Annotated in this window: 18 protein-coding genes; 7 read left to right on the top strand and 11 right to left on the bottom strand. The window is 51.1% G+C overall.

All coding sequences use genetic code 11. The features are described 5' to 3' along the window. Positions 1-99: 99 nt before the first annotated feature. A complete protein-coding gene (locus tag METH5_RS0103295) occupies positions 100-1,194 on the bottom strand; it encodes a tetratricopeptide repeat protein (protein ID WP_029147169.1) in 1,095 nt (364 codons plus the stop codon). Positions 1,195-1,455: 261 nt separating this feature from the next. Here METH5_RS0103295 and cysS point away from each other — a divergent pair, with 261 nt between their 5' ends. Both cysS and argJ read left to right on the top strand, forming a co-directional pair. After that, complete coding sequence (cysS, locus tag METH5_RS0103305; protein WP_029147170.1) at positions 1,456-2,817, top strand: cysteine--tRNA ligase; 1,362 nt, start codon at positions 1,456-1,458, stop codon at positions 2,815-2,817. A 43-nt stretch (positions 2,818-2,860) separates the two neighbouring features. Beyond that, positions 2,861-4,087, top strand: coding sequence for a bifunctional glutamate N-acetyltransferase/amino-acid acetyltransferase ArgJ (gene argJ / locus METH5_RS0103310; RefSeq protein WP_029147171.1), 1,227 nt, complete (start codon positions 2,861-2,863; stop codon positions 4,085-4,087). Positions 4,088-4,889: 802 nt separating this feature from the next. Here the strand turns inward: argJ and arfB are convergent. Together arfB and METH5_RS0103325 are read right to left on the bottom strand one after the other, a co-directional pair. Next, on the bottom strand, positions 4,890-5,291 hold the full coding sequence (arfB, locus tag METH5_RS0103320; protein WP_029147172.1) for an alternative ribosome rescue aminoacyl-tRNA hydrolase ArfB: 402 nt from the start codon (positions 5,289-5,291) through the stop codon (positions 4,890-4,892). Further along, positions 5,288-7,240 (bottom strand): ATP-dependent DNA helicase, encoded by a 1,953-nt coding sequence (locus METH5_RS0103325; protein WP_029147173.1) that lies wholly within the window; start codon positions 7,238-7,240, stop codon positions 5,288-5,290. The genes arfB and METH5_RS0103325 overlap by 4 nt, the downstream gene beginning before the upstream one ends. Before the next feature lie 185 nt (positions 7,241-7,425). On the opposite strand from METH5_RS0103325, the gene METH5_RS0103330 reads away from it, so the two are divergent. Continuing rightward, positions 7,426-7,980 carry a C40 family peptidase gene (locus METH5_RS0103330; protein WP_029147174.1) on the top strand — a complete coding sequence of 185 codons (555 nt, stop codon included), beginning with the start codon at positions 7,426-7,428 and terminating at the stop codon, positions 7,978-7,980. A gap of 22 nt (positions 7,981-8,002) precedes the next feature. On the opposite strand, the gene METH5_RS0103335 is transcribed toward METH5_RS0103330, so the two are convergent. Beyond that, positions 8,003-8,299, bottom strand: a complete 297-nt coding sequence (locus METH5_RS0103335; protein ID WP_029147175.1) for a SelT/SelW/SelH family protein — start codon at positions 8,297-8,299, stop codon at positions 8,003-8,005. 173 nt (positions 8,300-8,472) lie between these two features. On the opposite strand from METH5_RS0103335, the gene METH5_RS0103340 reads away from it, so the two are divergent. The 3 genes from METH5_RS0103340 (at position 8,473) to METH5_RS0103350 (ending at position 10,951) form a co-directional block, all read left to right on the top strand. Next, positions 8,473-9,900, top strand: a complete 1,428-nt coding sequence (locus METH5_RS0103340) for a S41 family peptidase (protein ID WP_029147176.1) — start codon at positions 8,473-8,475, stop codon at positions 9,898-9,900. 62 nt (positions 9,901-9,962) lie between these two features. Then, entirely contained in the window at positions 9,963-10,607 is a 645-nt protein-coding gene (coq7, locus tag METH5_RS0103345) for a 2-polyprenyl-3-methyl-6-methoxy-1,4-benzoquinone monooxygenase (RefSeq protein WP_029147177.1), read from the top strand. A 26-nt stretch (positions 10,608-10,633) separates the two neighbouring features. Next, positions 10,634-10,951 carry a DUF2322 family protein gene (locus tag METH5_RS0103350; RefSeq protein ID WP_029147178.1) on the top strand — a complete coding sequence of 106 codons (318 nt, stop codon included), beginning with the start codon at positions 10,634-10,636 and terminating at the stop codon, positions 10,949-10,951. 69 nt (positions 10,952-11,020) lie between these two features. Here METH5_RS0103350 and METH5_RS0103355 read toward each other — a convergent pair whose 3' ends face one another. From METH5_RS0103355 to METH5_RS0103385, 7 genes are all read right to left on the bottom strand, one after another. Continuing rightward, the gene (locus METH5_RS0103355; protein WP_029147179.1) at positions 11,021-11,425 is read right to left on the bottom strand and encodes a VOC family protein; all 405 of its coding nucleotides are present in this window, start codon (positions 11,423-11,425) and stop codon (positions 11,021-11,023) included. Positions 11,426-11,451: 26 nt separating this feature from the next. After that, positions 11,452-11,877 carry an OsmC family protein gene (locus METH5_RS0103360; RefSeq protein ID WP_029147180.1) on the bottom strand — a complete coding sequence of 142 codons (426 nt, stop codon included), beginning with the start codon at positions 11,875-11,877 and terminating at the stop codon, positions 11,452-11,454. A 171-nt stretch (positions 11,878-12,048) separates the two neighbouring features. Then, the gene (locus METH5_RS0103365; RefSeq protein ID WP_198290708.1) at positions 12,049-12,462 is read right to left on the bottom strand and encodes an FKBP-type peptidyl-prolyl cis-trans isomerase; all 414 of its coding nucleotides are present in this window, start codon (positions 12,460-12,462) and stop codon (positions 12,049-12,051) included. A 112-nt stretch (positions 12,463-12,574) separates the two neighbouring features. Beyond that, on the bottom strand, positions 12,575-13,984 hold the full coding sequence (gene dacB, locus METH5_RS0103370; RefSeq protein WP_029147182.1) for a D-alanyl-D-alanine carboxypeptidase/D-alanyl-D-alanine-endopeptidase: 1,410 nt from the start codon (positions 13,982-13,984) through the stop codon (positions 12,575-12,577). Then, positions 13,984-15,297, bottom strand: a complete 1,314-nt coding sequence (gene bioA, locus METH5_RS0103375) for an adenosylmethionine--8-amino-7-oxononanoate transaminase (protein WP_029147183.1) — start codon at positions 15,295-15,297, stop codon at positions 13,984-13,986. Before bioA ends, dacB begins: the two co-directional genes overlap by 1 nt. Then, a complete protein-coding gene (locus METH5_RS0103380) occupies positions 15,294-15,587 on the bottom strand; it encodes a type II toxin-antitoxin system RelE/ParE family toxin (protein WP_029147184.1) in 294 nt (97 codons plus the stop codon). The genes bioA and METH5_RS0103380 overlap by 4 nt, the downstream gene beginning before the upstream one ends. Next, positions 15,584-15,868 (bottom strand): CopG family ribbon-helix-helix protein, encoded by a 285-nt coding sequence (locus tag METH5_RS0103385; RefSeq protein WP_029147185.1) that lies wholly within the window; start codon positions 15,866-15,868, stop codon positions 15,584-15,586. Before METH5_RS0103385 ends, METH5_RS0103380 begins: the two co-directional genes overlap by 4 nt. 109 nt (positions 15,869-15,977) lie before the next feature. On the opposite strand from METH5_RS0103385, the gene METH5_RS0103390 reads away from it, so the two are divergent. Continuing rightward, complete coding sequence (locus tag METH5_RS0103390; RefSeq protein ID WP_029147186.1) at positions 15,978-17,912, top strand: U32 family peptidase; 1,935 nt, start codon at positions 15,978-15,980, stop codon at positions 17,910-17,912. The last annotated feature ends 34 nt before the right edge of the window (positions 17,913-17,946 follow it).

Raw genomic sequence — 17,946 nt, forward strand, 5'->3', positions numbered from 1 at the left:
TTTTTTTAATTAAATTCTTGTGCGCTTAACCAGCCAAATTCGCCCCTTATTTAGCGTTTTTACAGGTGTTTCACCTATCGCGGCACGCCTAGAATTAACTTAGAACTTACCGACGCGCTCCTGCTGAATCACCCAGCGACTTCCTTCTTTCACCAGATTGAGCGTTTTATTCGAGTTTGCGTCCAGGCCAGTTGCTTTGTACACCTGACGGAATGTCACCTTGGCTGCAGCATCACTCTCGATTTTCACAGCCAGATTGCTCAGTTTGACCGAAATTTTGCTTGGACGGCTGATACGATCACGGCGGGTAGATTCCCACTGCTTGCGTGATTCACCCGCAGGCGTTTTAAAGTCTTTGGCGTAGCTATCCAGGTATTTATCTACATTCTGCGCCGTCCAGGCATCTGCCCAGCTGTTAACCGCATCCAGTACCGCACGCTCCTGATGATCATTGGCTGGCTTGGCTTCGACTGGTTTAGATTCAACCACAGCAGGCTTTTTGGTCTCAGCTACGACTGGCGGCGCCACTGCAACCGGAGGTGTTGGCGTTACTGACGACGGCGTGGCTGGCGGGTTAGCTGGTACAGCATTCACAGGTGGTGTCACACCAGGCGTGGCAGCTAGCGCAGGCGGCACGGTGTTGGTCGTACGCGCAACGGCACGTTTGCCACCGAACAAATCGGTAATCATCGCCAGCTTGCCTTGTGCACGACTATTTGAGGTGTCGAGTTTGAGCGCTTTATCATAAGCCTCAGACGCCAGCCGTGCATAGATATCGCCCAGATTTTCATGCGCAGTAGCATAGCTTGGATGCGTTTTAATGGCCGACTCCAGCGCTTTTCTAGCCTTGTCATACTGACCCTGGTCTGCGTATAACACCGCCAGATTATTATAAGGCTCGGGCAAATTAGGGTACTTTTCTGTCAACTCAGTAAACGACTTGATGGCATCATCGCGCTTGCCTAACTCCACCAGAATGACGCCACGCATAAACATGGCTTCAGCATTTTTGGGGTTGGCAGACAAGTAACTATTCACACGCTCCAGCGCGGCCGCCTGATTGCCCTGCTCTGACAGCTGGTTAATTTCACGCAGCTCTACATTGGTTTGACCCGCCAAAGTATAATGAGACAAGGTGACCTGGCTTAAAAGGACGCCCAACACCAGCAAAGTTTTTTTTAATGTTGCGTTCATGAGTTTATTACCTGAGCAATCGTTGATTTTTAGCAGTATGTTATACTTGAATTGTACAAGAGACAGTGCGCGTTTAGGTGATTATTACGCGATGCTTCAACACCAATTTGTGTCCTGCGTGGTTTACCTGACAACAAACGAGCAAGCTGTGGCGCGCCTCGCCGACACAAAATAACAAGCACCACACGTTTAACATAAATTAAACACTACAATACTTCTGCTAATTTTATCACGCCTTCATCCTTTTTACATTTCGTTAGCATGTTAAAACTACACAACACCCTTTCCCGCAGCAAGCAAGTTTTCGAGCCCATTACAGAAAAAAAAGTCAGCATGTATGTCTGCGGCATGACGGTGTATGACTTTTGTCATCTGGGCCATGCGCGCGTGATGGTGGTGTTTGACATGGTGGCACGCTGGTTCCGCACCAGCGGTTACGAGGTCACTTATGTACGTAACATCACCGATATTGATGACAAAATCATCAAACGTGCTAACGAAAACAACGAAAGCATCCAAAGCCTGACCCAACGCTTTATTACCGCCATGGACGAAGATTCGGCCAAACTCGGCATTATCCGCCCGGACATTGAACCGCGTGCCACCGAGCATGTACAGGGCATGCTGGAGATGATCAGCCAGCTCATAGACAAAGGCTTTGCTTACCAGGCCAGCAACGGCGACGTATTTTACAAAGTGCGTAGCTTTAACGACTACGGCAAACTGTCTGGCAAATCACTGGAAGACCTGCGCGCCGGTGAACGCGTCGATGTCGATAACCACAAACAAGACCCGCTGGACTTTGTGCTGTGGAAGTCAGTCAAACCCGGTGAACCTTATTGGGAGTCACCCTGGGGTAATGGCCGCCCAGGCTGGCATATTGAATGTTCAGTCATGAGTGCGGCGCATTTAGGCCAACACTTTGACATCCATGGCGGCGGCCAGGACTTGCAGTTTCCACACCACGAAAACGAAATTGCACAATCCGAAGCCACCCATGGCTGCACCATGGCTAACTACTGGATGCACAACGGCTTTATCCGCGTTGATGATGAAAAAATGTCCAAGTCCCTTGGCAATTTTTTTACTATTCGTGAAGTGCTGGAGCAATACGACCCAGAAGTCGTGCGCTTCTTTATTTTGCGCGCACACTACCGCAGCCCGCTCAACTACTCAGACAAACATCTGGATGATGCCAAAGCGTCTTTAACGCGCTTATACACTGCATTGCGTGGCATTGAAACCACAGACAGCGCAATTGACTGGGCCTTGCCACAAACCGCCAAATTCAAATCAGCCATGGACGACGACTTCAACACACCCGAAGCCATCGCCGTGTTGTTTGAACTCGCCAACGATTTAAACAAAGATAAATCTGCCGCCACTGCCGCATTATTGAAACAATTGGCTGCGATTATCGGCCTGCTGCAACGCGACCCGGAAAGCTTTATGCAAGGCGAAACCAGCAATAACACACTGGATATCGAAGCGCTGATCAGCGCGCGCATCGCCGCTAAAACCGCCAAAAACTATGCCGAAGCAGACCGCATCCGCAAAGAGTTAGCAGAAGCAGGCATCGTATTAGAAGATACTGCGCAAGGCACCACCTGGCGCCGCGCCTGATTTATAAAAAACACCATTCTTTTGAAAAACTGAAGGAAAACGGATGCCCGTCAAATTATCTGCTCCCACCGCTGAAGCTTTACTGCCTGTTCAAGGCGTACAACTGGGCTTTGCCCAGGCGCATATCCGCAAACCCAACCGCAAAGACGTGCTGGTAATCACACTAGCGGAAGGCAGCAGCGTTTCTGGCGTGTTTACGCTTAACCGCTTTTGCGCAGCACCCGTCACCGTCTGTAAAGAGCATTTGCAACTGAACAAAGGCATCCGCGCACTGCTGGTGAATACCGGCTGCGCTAACGCAGGCACGGGCCAGCAAGGCCTGGACGATGCACGCGCGAGCTGTATTGGCGTGGCTCAAACGCTTAGCATCAGCCCCGAGCAAGTGTTGCCGTTTTCTACCGGCGTGATTCTGGAAACACTGCCGATGGAGAGACTGCTGGCGGGCATCGCCCCGGCTGTCGACAACTTGCAAGAAGACAACTGGCTAAATGCGGCAGAAGCCATCATGACCACAGACATTGTCGCCAAAGGCACTTCACGCACGCTGACTATCGACGGCAAACAAGTCACCATCACCGGCATCAGCAAAGGCTCCGGCATGATTCACCCTAACATGGCGACCATGCTGGGTTATATAGCCACCGATGCCGCCATCAGCCAGGCCGCGCTAGACAGCATCATCCAGCACGCCGTGAATAAATCGTTTAACTGCATTACGGTCGACGGCGACACCAGCACTAACGACAGCCTAATCCTGATGGCCACCGGCCAGGCAGGCAATGCAGCCATTAACGAACAAAGTGCAGACTTTGTGACCTTGCGCGACGCCTTAACTGATGTCGCCACCGAACTGGCACAAGCCATCGTAAGAGACGGCGAAGGCGCCACCAAATTTATGACCATTCAAGTTGAAGCGGGTAAAGATGTAGAGGAATGCCGCAAAATCGCCTATGCCATCGCCCACTCCCCGCTGATTAAAACCGCCTTCTTCGCCTCCGACCCTAACCTGGGCCGCATTTTGGCCGCGATTGGTTATGCCGGCATTGATGACCTCGACGTCAACACCATGCAATTGTATTTAGGCGATGTACTAGTCGCCGAAAAAGGTGGCCGGGCCGCGAGTTACGTTGAAGAGCAAGGCGCAGCCGTGATGAAAGAAAGTGACATTCTGGTGCGCGTGGTGCTGAATCGCGGTAATGCGGATGCCACGGTATGGACCTGCGATTTTTCTTATGATTATGTGAAGATTAATGCGGATTACAGATCGTAATACACAGAAATGAACTCGCGCTGAGTTCCTTCATGACACTAGAAAGCCACCTTAACTCTTAGGCAGTTTGGGTGGCTTTTTTATTTCGCCTCTCGGCGAGTCACTTTCTGATGCTTGCCCCTCAGAAAGTAACCAAAGAAGAGGGCACCCAGCCATCACGGCCTTCGGCTTCCTTGCGTTGCTCAACAAAGTGGGCGGCCATCGAAACTCGCCCTAGCAGCTTGCAAAAAACGCAAGCCACCGCGGAACTCGAACAGCCGATGGCCGACTACCCCCACTTCGTCTCCGCTACTCAGCGTAATGGAATGGGATTCTTCTCATTTAAGTAGCAGCACCCCAGTTTGGACGGTTCAAAAACCAGATTCTTTTTATTCAGTTCGCTTTCGGTGGCAGTCGCATGGTGTTCGGGGCCCCCATCTGCCGCGCCGAGTAGCGTAGGCAAAGTGGGAGGTTTCGGCCATCGGCTGTCCGAGCTCCGCAACAAGCCACGTTGTGTGTGGCTTGTCAGGGCGAGTTTCGATGGACGCCCACTTTGACGAGCAACGCAGGAATCAAGCGGAAGCTGGGGTGCATTTCTTTTGGTTACTTATTCTTTGGGCAAGCAAAGAAAAGTAACTCGCTGTAAAAGCGAAAAGAAACCTCACAAACAACCATAAACGCGTGGGCATCAATGCCCACTACGACTACGCTGACCAATCTGAACAATCTTTTATTGCTATCTCGCCCTACCAGGACTCCGGCCTACGCCGGAATAACGAAGGTTAACGCTCAATGAGCGCCAAGCAATCAAAGAATGACTTTATCAATCATCCCCCATTACTCTGCCCCGCCCCTGCTTAACCACCCCTCGCTGCATCTTCCCCGTTACCCGCCGTTTTTTAGACGCCAGCGTCGGCCTGGTCGCATAACGCACTGCATGCACATGGCTGGCGGTATCAACAATGGCATGCAAACGCGCAATCGCATCGCGCTTATTAGCTTCTTGTGTGCGATATTGCTGCGCTTTAATCACCAGCACGCCTTCAGCTGTAATACGCTGATCGTTGCTATGCAACAACCGGGCTTTAATCACATCACTCAGGCTAGAGCTATGAATATCAAAACGCAGATGAATGGCGGAAGAGACTTTATTGACGTTTTGCCCACCCGCCCCTTGCGCACGTATGGCGGTGAGCGTGTATTCGTGGGCGGCGATGGTGATCATGGTTGCAGGGCGTTATTGATGTAAGTAAAAAAATCATCCACCTCTTGCTGCACGCGGGTGCGCCGAAAGGGTGGCAGGCTTTGCCAGATACGTCGGCCGTAAGGCTTATCCACCAGGCGCGGATCACAAATCATCAGCACGCCAAAATCCTGCTCGTCGCGGATTAAGCGGCCTGCGCCTTGCTTGAGCGTGATCACCGCATAAGGCAGTTGATACTCCATAAAGGCATTTTTGCCTTCGGTATTCATTTTTTCAATCCGCGCAGAAAGCACGGGGTCATCTGGCGGCGCAAATGGCAATTTGTCGATAATCACGCATGACAAGGCTTCACCACGCACATCGACGCCTTCCCAGAAGCTTTGCGAGCCAACCAGCACGGCATTGCCATGGGCGCGAAACCGATCCAGCAGCTCGGTACGGTTACTCTCGCCTTGCATGAGCAGCGGATATTCCAGCCCATGCTCTTCAAACGCTTGCTTAAGCAGTGCATGCACTTCACGCATGGCTTTGAGTGAGGTGCATAACACAAAGGCGCGACCACGGCTGGCTTGCAGCACCGGCAAACTCATGGCCGCTACCGCCGCCGTATAGGCACTACTGTTAGGCTCAGGCATACCGGATGGCACGTAGAGCAAGGCCTGTTGGCCATAATCAAACGGACTTTGCCAATGTTTGGTCTGTGCCGCCAGCAAGCCCATTTGGCCTTGATAATGGCTAAAGTCACTTTTCACTGCCAGCGTGGCAGAGGTAAAAATCCAGGCGCGCGGCTGGGCATTGAGTTGCTTGCCAAAGCCATCGGCCACACTGAGCGGCGTGGCGTGCAACTGCACGCTTTGGCTGAATACCTCTACCCAGCGCACCAGGTTGGCCTGGTTACCTTTTAACCAGGCCTCAAGCAAAGCCAGCAAGGCCTCGCCGCGTTGCCAGCATTTTTCAAGCAAGGGGTCACGGCCAGCCTGGGTTTCGAGCACAGCAGTCAGCGTGCCCAAGGTCTCCAGCAGGCGCTGATAGGCAGTGTCAAAGTTTTTTAATGCCTGTGCTTTTTGCACCGGCATACGTGCACCTTCAAACTGGAACACTAACCTGAAATCACGACAGGCTTTTTCCAGTGGCGGCACGGCCTCACTCAGTGGCACGCAATCTTTGGCCAAGGTCAGGTAAGCCATCTGGCTATCACGCGCCAGATCCATTAATTGCGAGGTGGAAATATCCTCGCCAAAAAACAAGCCAGCGACTTCCGGCAATTGATGCGCTTCATCAAACACCACGGTGTTGGCGCTAGGCAGCAACTCGGCCACGCCCTCGTCACGCAACATGACATCAGCAAAAAACAAGTGATGGTTGACCACGACCACATCGGCGGCCAGTGCCTGCTTGCGCGCTTCCATCACAAAGCATTGCTTGTAAAACTGGCAATCCTGCCCCACGCAGTTATCACGCGTTGAGGTCACTTGCTGCCAGACTGTGGCCTGCTCAGGCACCTCGACCAGTTCGGCTTTATCGCCGCTTTGGCTGTTCTCGGCAAAGCTTTGCAAAATGGGGATATATTGCGCATCTTCGCGCGACTGGAAGCGGCCTTCTTGGCTGGCGCGTTGCAAATGGTAGTGGCAAATGTAGTTGGAGCGGCCTTTGAGCATGGCCACAGAAACTGGCACTTTAAGCGCTTCGCGCACAGCGGGCAGGTCACGCTGATAGAGTTGGTCTTGCAGGGTTTTGGTACCGGTAGAGATAATCACCTTGCCGCCAGACAACAAGGCGGGCACCAGATAAGCATAAGTTTTACCGGTACCAGTGCCTGCTTCAGCTACTAATTGCTGCTGTTGTTCGATGGCTTCGGCAATCGCCTGCGCCATTTCCTGCTGTTGCGGACGGCTACGGAAATCAGGCATGGCTTGCGCCAAACACCCGTTCTCTAAAAAGGCGGAACTGACTTGCTGCTGAAAAGACATACGCCAATTATCCCACGAGCCACAATAAATCAGACAGGCTTTTTCAATAAATGCATGCGCGAACAATGGCGACAAACGCTGCAAAAAGGCCAAAATACTTGCACATGCCGCTAAAGTATGGCAAGGTTTAGGCCGTTGTCACTTCTATCTAACCACCAAACCCTTTCTCCAAGCCCTTGATTGTGATGAATAAATCGTTTATTCGGCTGGCTGCTTTACTGGTCAGCGTGCTGTTATGCCAATGCAAAAGTGTCGCCGCGCCAGGCGATGATACGCGCTGGAAAAACGCCTATAGCTACTCACAAGAGCAAGTGATGGAGAGCCAGTCCGGCATTGCGGGCGCCTGGTCAGAAAAGGTAGAAGAAATCATGATTCGCGCCTTGAGCCTGACTGGCGTCGACTATAAATACGGCGGCCGCAGCCCCGAAACCGGCTTTGATTGCAGTGGTTTCGTTCAATACGTGTTCAAACATGCCGCACAGATTTCTTTACCGCCATCTGCCCGCACCATCAGTGAAATGGGCGACGCGGTCAAGCGCGAAGAGTTGCAGCCTGGTGACCTGGTGTTTTTTAATACGTTGAAATCAGCGTTTTCACATGTGGGCATTTACGTTGGCAACAACCAGTTTATCCATGCGCCTAGAGCCGGCGCCAAAGTACGCGTCGAAAACATGGACGAACGCTACTGGAGCACGCGCTACAACGGCGCCAAACGGCTGGAAGTAGAAGCCTCAAAATAACGGCTTCAACGCCAAAGCGCAGTTACTCGCCTGCGCCCAACACTGGCGTATCGCTGTGGCCCAGAGAGCGCTCTGGATCAATCAGGTCACGAATCAACTGCTTTAGCTCTTTAGACTCAGGAAAACGCCCTGCTTCTTTGCGTGAAAAAATCACGGCACCATCGCAACGCACCTCAAGAATACCGCCGGTGCCCGGCACCAGATTCACCGATCTTAAATCAGTATCAAACGTTGTCAATAACTCCTGCGCCAGCCAGGCGGCGCGTAACAACCAACGGCACTGTGTACAAAATTCAATTTCTACGATAGGCTTTTGCATATTTCACTCTAAACATTTATTTGCGTGAAGAGTATAGTCAATTTTATTGAAATAGCGGAAAATGAACTTAACAGCGTTCTGTCTACTCTCTGCAAACAGGCTGTCATCAACAGATGCAACTTGACTCTTATTAAAGTAATATTCTTCGCTTAATTGATCACACAAGGCATGGTATGCGTTCCAAATTAGAAAAATTCAGCTTGCTGGGTGCAGGCGTGTTTGTAGGTATCCTGGTCAGTATCAACATTTCCGCCTGGGCAGACAGAACATCCGTGTCGCAACTGCCTATTGATGAGTTGCGTGTATTTGCCGAAGTGTTCGCCAAAGTAAAATCTGACTACGTTGAACCGGTAGAAGACAAAAAGCTCATTAATGAAGCCCTGTCTGGCATGCTGCAAGGCCTGGATCCGCACTCGACCTTTATGGATGCAGATGCCTACAAAGAGCTGCAAGCAGGCACGCAAGGCGAGTTTGGTGGTTTAGGCATTGAAGTCGCCATGGAAGACGGCCTGGTAAAAGTAGTGACGCCGATTGAAGACAGCCCGGCCTACAAAGCAGGCTTGAAGTCTGGCGACCTGATCATGAAACTGGACGACACCCAGGTGCGTGGCTTGACCTTGAACGATGCGGTGAAACGCATGCGTGGCACGCCAGATACCAAAATCGTGTTGACGGTGATTCGCAAAGGCGAGGACAAACCTCTTAGCTTTACTCTCACCCGCGCCATCATTAAATCGCAAAGCGTGAAGAACAAATGGATTGAACAAGGGTATGGCTATGTTCGCATCACCCAGTTCCAGGAACGTACTGGAGAAGATCTGGCCAAAGCGCTGAAAAGCTTGCAAACTGAAAACAAAACGCCTCTGAAAGGCTTGGTACTCGACCTGCGTAACAACCCAGGTGGTTTGCTGGATGCAGCAGTCGGTGTATCTGCCGCATTTTTACCTAAAGATGACCTGGTGGTGTACACCGAAGGCCGTGTGGTTGACTCGAAAATGCGCTTGAACGCGACCCCGATGGATTACGCACGTCGCGGTAAATCAGACTACCTGAAAGATTTGCCAGAGGAGTTTAAGTCTGTGCCTATCGTGGTGTTAATCAACGCCGGCTCGGCCTCGGCCTCTGAGATTGTGGCGGGCGCACTGCAAGACCACAAACGTGCCACCATCATGGGCATCCAAAGTTTTGGTAAAGGTTCGGTACAAACCATCTTGCCAATGAACAATGGCAGCGCAATCAAACTGACCACCGCGCGTTACTTTACGCCAAATGGCCGTTCGATCCAGGCCAAGGGTATCGTGCCGGACGTGATCGTAGATGACGGCTCTGACCCAAGTTTAAGCTTGCACGAAGCCGATTTGAAACGCCATTTGTCCAACCCGACTGACGGCAAGGGCAATGCTGACAGTAAGTCTGCTGATGAAGCAAAAGCGCGTGCTGCGGCTGAAAAACTCAAAGAAGAGAAACATGCTGAAACACGTGGCCCGATTGAGCCTGCCAGCAAAGATGATTTCCAGTTTACCCAGGCCATGAACTTGCTCAAAGGCTTGCCAGTTCAAAAGGCACAAGAACCGGCTAAAGTAAGCACCGCTAAACCATGATGTTTCGCCTGTTTGCAAAGCAAGTGCATTTGTAAACAGGCGCCACGCACAGAAAGCGAATCATGTTAAACCTACCGACACTGAGCATAGATAAAGCCATTAACGTGCTGGATATGGGTCTGCGCACAGTGTTCAGTACGGCCATCGCCAGTCGGCCGTACCCTGCGGCAGACATCGACAATGAAGCAACGCTCAGCGAGCGCGAGCGCAAGCATGCCGCCGCACTGATGCGCATTAATCATGTTGGCGAAGTCTGTGCGCAAGCGCTATATAGCGGCCAGGCACTGGTGTCGCGTGACCCGGCCAATGTCGAAGCTTTAAAGCAGGCCTCTCGCGATGAAGTGGATCATTTAGCTTGGTGTGAACAGCGCATGAATGAACTTGGTGGTCGCAAAAGCCTATTGAATCCGCTGTGGTTTGGCGCCAGCTTGGGGCTGGGCGTGACAGCAGGATTGTTGGGTGACAAATGGAATCTTGGCTTTTTGGCAGAAACAGAACATCAGGTCTCATCCCATTTGCAGAGCCATTTGCAGCAACTGCCTGCGCATGACAACGCCTCACGTGCGATTGTGTCGCAGATGAAAATAGACGAGGAACATCACGCAGAGACGGCCGAGCAACTGGGTGGCGCGGCATTGCCTGCTCCGGTAAAACTGGCGATGCGACTGGCCTCCAAAGTGATGACGCGGACAGCGTACCACTTGTAAGATTTGTAGTAACCTAGAAGTCAACCATGCAAAAATTTAGTGACAACCTTCTCACACTGGACAGTGCCGATCATGTGAAACGCATTGAACTGTATGATGAAAATAATCAGCCTGTTGGTGTGCTTGAAAATAAGCCAGGCACCCAGGGTTCTATCAAGGTATATCATCACCTGTTTAAAGTATTTGGTGAAATTAATACCGATGCCGCAGTAGAAGGCCTGGCCCTGTATGCGGAGCATACCGAAGATGCCGAAGATCATCCTGGCAAACACCCGAATATTGACCGTTTGCTTACTGTGCTAGATAAAGAACAAACACTTTCAATCAAGCTGATTACAGATTAAGCAATCATAGTGATCATAAAAAAGCCTCCAGAGACTGGAGGCTTTTTTGTTTTTTGCGCTTCAAACACATCACTCACCTTGCAGGTGGCGTGTAATTGGCGGGTGATAAATAAACTCCAGCAAATGGCCCACACTGTCCAGGCAATAAAACCCACGTGATCCATCGCGGTGGCTTTTGGGCGCCTCGGTAATCCGCACGCCATTCGCCACCATATGCGCATACCAGTCATCCACGACTTTTTCATCGCTCAGCACGAAACCGATATGGTCCAGGCGCTGCAAGGGGTCTGCCTTGTAATCCACGCGATGCAATGCAAACACATCACCATGATTACTTAAATAGATATTATCCGGGTCAGGCTGCCATTCAATATGCATGCCGACAATTCGCGTATAAAAATCAACCGCAGACTCAAGCTCTTTGATAAATAACGCCACATGGCGAATGCCTATCATGCCATTAGGAATGCTCATGACATCCTCCGCTTGCCCATGCGCCATTAATCAAAGCTAGGCGCTTTGATTTCATAGCCGTGCGTAATTTCACATGCTTTTTGCAGCATGATGCTGGCAGAACAATATTTTTCGGCAGACAATTTAACTGCACGCTCAACCTGAGACTCATTCAAGCCTTCACCGGTCACCACAAAATGCACATGTATTTTGGTGAACACTTTGGGCACGCTATCTGCACGCTCGGCACTGATTTCTGCCACACAATCAACAATCGGCTGGCGGGACTTTTTAAGGATAGTGACCACGTCAAACGAAGTACACGCGCCCATGCCTATCAGCAACATCTCCATCGGGCGCATACCAATATTGCGGCCGCCATTTTCAGGCGCGCCATCCAATACCACCGCGTGCCCGGTTTCAGACTCACCGACAAAACTGACGCCATCTATCCATTTCACTTGGACTTGCATTTAGTCTCTCATTTCACAAGTATAAAAACGTACCCGCCAACGACGGGAAAAATTTTCAGTTTCTAAGCCAAACTAGGCGCAAGTTCAAAAAAGATCGCGCGGCATACATTAAATATGTAAGCGATATTTTTTGAATCTTGTCACAACGTATGGCGACGAAACCGGAGGTTTTTATTTCACGCCCAGCAGTTCAACATCAAACACTAAGGCCGCATTTGGCGGAATCGCGCCACCTGCACCACGTGCGCCATAGCCCATCTCTGACGGAATAATCAGCGTGCGTTTGCCGCCTACTTTCATGCCTTGCACACCGACGTCCCAGCCTTCAATCACTTGGCTGCCGCCCAAAAAGAAATTAAACGGCGAGTTACGATCCAGGCTGCTGTCAAACTTTTGGCCTTTGTGGTCCTCTTTGTTGGCGTCATATAACCAGCCGGTGTAATGCACAGTGACGTTAAAGCCGACTTCTGCTTCGCGGCCAGCACCCACCACTGCATCAATTTTTTGTAACTCAGTCACATTGGCAGACATTTGCGTACTTTCTTTGTTATTGGACGAATTGGATTGCGCTTGGCAACCTGTCATGGCCAGTAGCAAGGCACTCAGGCCGATTAATTTAATTGCAGATTTCACTTGTTTACTCCCAGAAAACGATCATTATTTTACGCGCTTTTAACCACAAATGATTAAGCGCTCGCTAGCGCCCTTCAATCAACTGTTTTAATAAGGCATCTTGTACCGCACGCACGGCAGAGGCGCGAGCATGATTGGCGATCACCACCAGCACATAACGCTTGCCTGACGTATCCTGCACATAGCCTGCAATACTGCTCACCCCCTCCAGCGAGCCGGTCTTGAGATAAGCCATGCCTTTACTGTTACCCTCTGCCAAGCGTTTTTTGGTGGTGCCATCCATGCCTAAAATCGGCAAAGATGCCATCAATACCGGCATCACCGGGCGCTGGTAAGCTGTGACGAGCAACTGTGCCAAATGTTCCGCACTGACCCGCTCATTGCGCGACAAACCGGAACCATTCTCCAACACCAGCTCAGGCCACTGCAATCCACGCTGACGTAGCGTTTGCTTGAGCGCCAGCGCAGCCCCCGCCTCATCAGCCGGCGTAAACCCGGCCTCCAGTGCAATCGTGAGCAGCAACTGTCGCGCCATCACATTATTGCTCCACTTATTAATATCGCGCACCACGCTATCCAGCGGCGGCGATAACCAGGTTGTCACCAGCGTAGCATTATCAATCACAGGCGCCAGTAAAAGCTGCCCGTTAAACTGCCCACCCAATTGCGCCCACAGTTTTTTAAAACTAAACAACAGGTATTGTGTGTCGCCGAGCACGCTTAGCTCCAGGTAGCGCTCATCACACTGCGCGGGCAAGGTGCCGCTAAAAGCCACCGTCACGCCATCGGTTTGTGGCGTCACGCTATAGTGCAAATCACTACGCCAATCGTTGCAGGCGCCTTTGCGCAATTGCATGGTATTGATCACACGGATTTGCGGCAACTCGAATTCTTGTGAGATTTGCACTGCAGGTTTATTGCCCACATTTGCCACGGCAAAACGGAAACTGGTATTGCGGCCATTGAGCAACAAGGCACTTGGGTTAGCGTTATAAGCGCGCCACGGCTCGTCGTCCAGCACGGGTCGCTGGCTGACTTCTGGCGCATACACGGACAAGTCCAGAATGAGATTGCCTTTGATCTGACGAATACCCTGCTGTTGCACCAACTGTAGCAAACGCCAGAAATCCGCCACATTGAGGGCCGGATCACCATAGCCCTTGATGATTAAATCACCGTCTAGCACACCTTGACTCAGCGTACCATTACGATAAACCTCTGTTTTCCAGCGATAAGCGGGCGTGAGTGCTTCAAGTGCTGCGTAGGTGGTCACCAGCTTCATCACGCTGGCCGGATTCATGGCTTTGGTGGCATTGTGACTGATGATGGGTACGCCGCCATCTACAGGCTGCACGACAATTGCCACGCTCTCGGCAGGCAATTGTGCTTTGGCTAATGCTTCTGGCACATTCAATGGCAGCGCGGCTTGCGCCAACGTCAGCCAACAACTGCATAATACAAGCAGCCAACGCATTAAAGGCTCTCCACCACAGCGGCACGCGTTGCTTGCACCAGGTGTTCAATATCTGCTACTGTCAGGCAATAGGGCGGCATCCAGTACACGGTGTTGCCTATCGGCCGCAACAGCAAGCCATGCTTCAAGGCGGCGGCATAGCAGTCACGTGCAAATTGAGGGTTTGGGGTATCGACTTCAAATGCGGTAATCATGCCGCGCTGGCGCACAGGACCAAACGGCAAATCATATTGCGCGGCCGCAGCCCATAACTGCCGTGCAGTGTGCTGGTTATCACCAAGCACATCGCTCGCCTCAAACAGTTTCAAGGTTGCCAATGCAGCAGCACACGCCAAGGGGTTGCCCGTGTAACTATGGCTATGCAAAAAGCCTTTTACGGTCTGATCATGATAAAAAGCCTGGTAAATAGCGTCAGTCGTCAACACCACCGACAGGGGCAAATAACCGCCAGTAATGCCTTTAGACAAGCAAATAAAATCGGCAATATCACTGACTTTTCCGCCAGCCTGCTCACACGCAAACATAGTGCCGGTGCGACCAAAACCCACTGCGATTTCGTCAGCGATTAAATGCACTTGATAACGACTGCAAATCTCTCGCGCGCGCTTTAAATAAACGGCGTGATAAATCGCCATGCCTGCCGCGCCCTGCACCAAAGGCTCGATGATAAAAGCAGCCAACTCAGCGTGATGTTGAGCCACATAGTGCTCAAGGGCTTCTGCACAACGTAACGCATAAGCCTCTTCCGACTCACCATCCTCAGCCAAACGACTATCCGGGCTAGGCATTTGCGCAGATTGCAGAATCAACGGCGCATAAGTGTCTTTAAAAATCGCCACATCGGTGACACTGAGCGCGCCCAGCGTTTCGCCGTGATAACTGTTTTGCAAACTGATAAATTTGGTTTTTTGCGGTTGCCCAATATTGCGCCAATAATGAAAGCTCATTTTGAGCGCGATCTCGGTAGCACTGGCGCCGTCTGACGCGTAAAACGCATGCCCCAAGCCAGTCAACGCAGAAAGCTTTTCTGACAACTCCACCACAGGCGCATGGGTAAACCCGGCCAGCATCACGTGCTCTAGTTGGTCTAGCTGCGCTTTAATCGCCTCTTTAATGGTGGGCTGATTATGCCCAAACAGATTGACCCACCAGCTACTCACCGCATCCAGATAGCCTTTGCCTTCAGTATCAAACAGCCACGCACCTTCGCCGCGCGCAATAGGCACCAGCGGATAGCGCTCGTGATGTTTCATTTGCGTGCATGGGTGCCAGACGGCCTGCAGCGAGCGTTGTAGTAAGTGATGATTATTCAATGATAGTCAACTTCACGTTGGTGGCGAATCGCCAAAATAGTGACAATGTCGCGAAACACTTCGTATTTGTATAATGCAATATAGCCTGATTTACCTTGAGAAATAATCAGCTCTCTTGCGTCTTCTTGGCGTAAAAATCTCCCGATGTGGGGATGATGTTGCAAAACCAGTATGCCGTTTTCAATCACATCGGTCACGTGTTCGGCATAGGCTGGTTCAGTTTCTAAAACGAATAACACCAAACGCAATATATCGTCTATTGCCTTGGGCGTATATTGTATCGCGGTCATCGATCACGCTTTACTGGCACCAACTCTGGCAATGTATCCCCTCGTAATTTGGCGCGTACGTAAGCATGCACATCCTCAGCGGCATAGGCAATGCCTGTTTTTTGATACTCCTGCCACGAAGCCTCTGCCTCTGCCAAAAACGCCTGATATTTTTCACCACGACTAGCTTCCTGTTCAATCGCCTCAACCATATAAGCATGCGGCGTTTTACCAGCAGCTTCGGCTAGTTTTGCAATACGCTCCTTTAGACTATCGGGTAATTTTAAGCTCGTGGTAGCCATCACGTATCCCATCGATTCAAAAAGTGTTACCAAGGTAACACCTAATACCTGAACAGTCAAACCGGGTTTGTGTTATAGTGCGCATCTTATTGATTTATATGCATAATCCATGCAAAAAACCCGCAAACATCTCGAACTGCTCGCCCCGGCCAAAAATGCAGATTACGGCATTGAAGCCATCAATCACGGTGCCGATGCTGTGTATATTGGCGGCCCGGCGTTTGGCGCGCGCGCCAAAGCCCCGAATACCGTGCAGGATATTGCGCGACTGGTGCAGCATGCGCACCGCTTTCATGCCGAGGTGTTTGTCGCACTCAATACCATTTTTCACGATAACGAGCTTGAGGGTGTGCGCCAGTTGGTGCATCAATTGTATGACAGCGGTGTCGATGCCTTGATTGTGCAGGACATGGGCTTGCTGGAACTGGATTTACCGCCTATCCAGCTACACGCCAGTACACAAACCGACATTCGCACCGTTGAAAAAGCGCAGTTTTTAGACCAGGTGGGCTTTAGCCAGATTGTGCTGGCGCGCGAACTGGATATTGCCACGGTGAAAAAAATTGCCGATGCCACCACCGCTAACCTGGAATATTTTATTCACGGTGCCTTGTGTGTGGCCTTTAGCGGCCAGTGCTTTATCAGCCATGCGCATACCGGCCGTAGCGCTAACCGTGGCGAATGCTCGCAAGAGTGCCGATTGCCTTATACGCTAGAGGACCAGAAAGGTCGCATTATCGGCAAAGACAAACATTATTTGTCGATGAAAGATAACGACCAGAGCGCTAACCTGCGCGCATTAATTGCTGCGGGCGTGAGCAGCTTTAAAATTGAAGGCCGCTACAAAGACCTGCCTTATGTGAAAAATGCCACGGCGCATTACCGCCAGTTGCTGGACGAGATTCTTGAAGACATGCCGCAATACGCTAAGTCTTCTGCCGGACATGCCAGCTACACCTTTACGCCACAACCGGAAAAAACGTTTAATCGCAGTGCCACTGATTACTTTGCCAATGGGCGCCAGGCGGATATTGGCGCGTTTGATACGCCCAAGTTTTCAGGCGAAGCATTGGGCACCGTGCGCAAGGTCGGCAAAGACTTTATTGATGTTGCCACCGACATTGCGCTACATAATGGTGACGGCGTCTGTTACTTTGATGTGCACAAAGAGTTGGTGGGCTTGCGGGTGAACACGGTGCAAACGTTGGATATCCATACGCAACGCCTGTTCCCGAATGAAATGCCTGCCGATATCCGCAATAATACGCAGCTATATCGCAACCGTGACCATGCTTTTATGCGCTTGCTGGAGAAAGACTCTGCCACCCGCAAAATCGCACTGGACGCCGTGCTCTATGAAACCGAGGATGGCTTTGCGCTGACACTCACCGATGAACAAGGCTTTATCGCCACCGCCCAATGCGAAGCTGAAAAACAGGCTGCTAACGATGCCTCCAAAGCCGAATATTCGCTTAGGGAAAATCTGGCAAAACTGGGTAATACTGATTTTGTAGCAAAAGAAATCAGCCTGGAGCTCACCCAATGCTGGTTTTTGCCAGCGTCAGTGGTCAATCAATTACGCCGCGATGCGGTAGAACAACTGATTGCGATCAGAACACTTGCCTACGAGCGCCCAACATTGCGCGCCGCCGCCGAGCCACCGGCCATTTATCCGCAAGACTCCTTAAGTTATCTGGCCAACGTTTATAACCAGAAAGCACGCGACTTTTATCACAAGCACGGCGTCAAACTGATCGCCAGCGCCTATGAAGCCAATGAAACACTGGATGAAGTGCCAGTGATGATCACCAAGCATTGCCTGCGCTTTAGCCACGGCTTGTGCCCGAAAGAGGCCAAAGGCGTGATTGGTGTACAAGGTACGGTGACAGCAGAACCAATGACTTTGATTAGCGGCAATGACAGATATACGCTCAAATTTGACTGTAAGCCGTGCGAAATGCACGTCATGGGCAAAGTACGCAAACATATCTTGCAGATTGCACCGCCGCAACCGATTACGTTTTTCGACAAACGCCCAGCCTAAATTAACGGCTTCGGTCATTTGCCAAGGTTATTTT

Source organism: Methylophilus sp. 5, assembly GCF_000515275.1.
In the GTDB taxonomy this organism is placed as follows: Bacteria; Pseudomonadota; Gammaproteobacteria; order Burkholderiales; family Methylophilaceae; genus Methylophilus.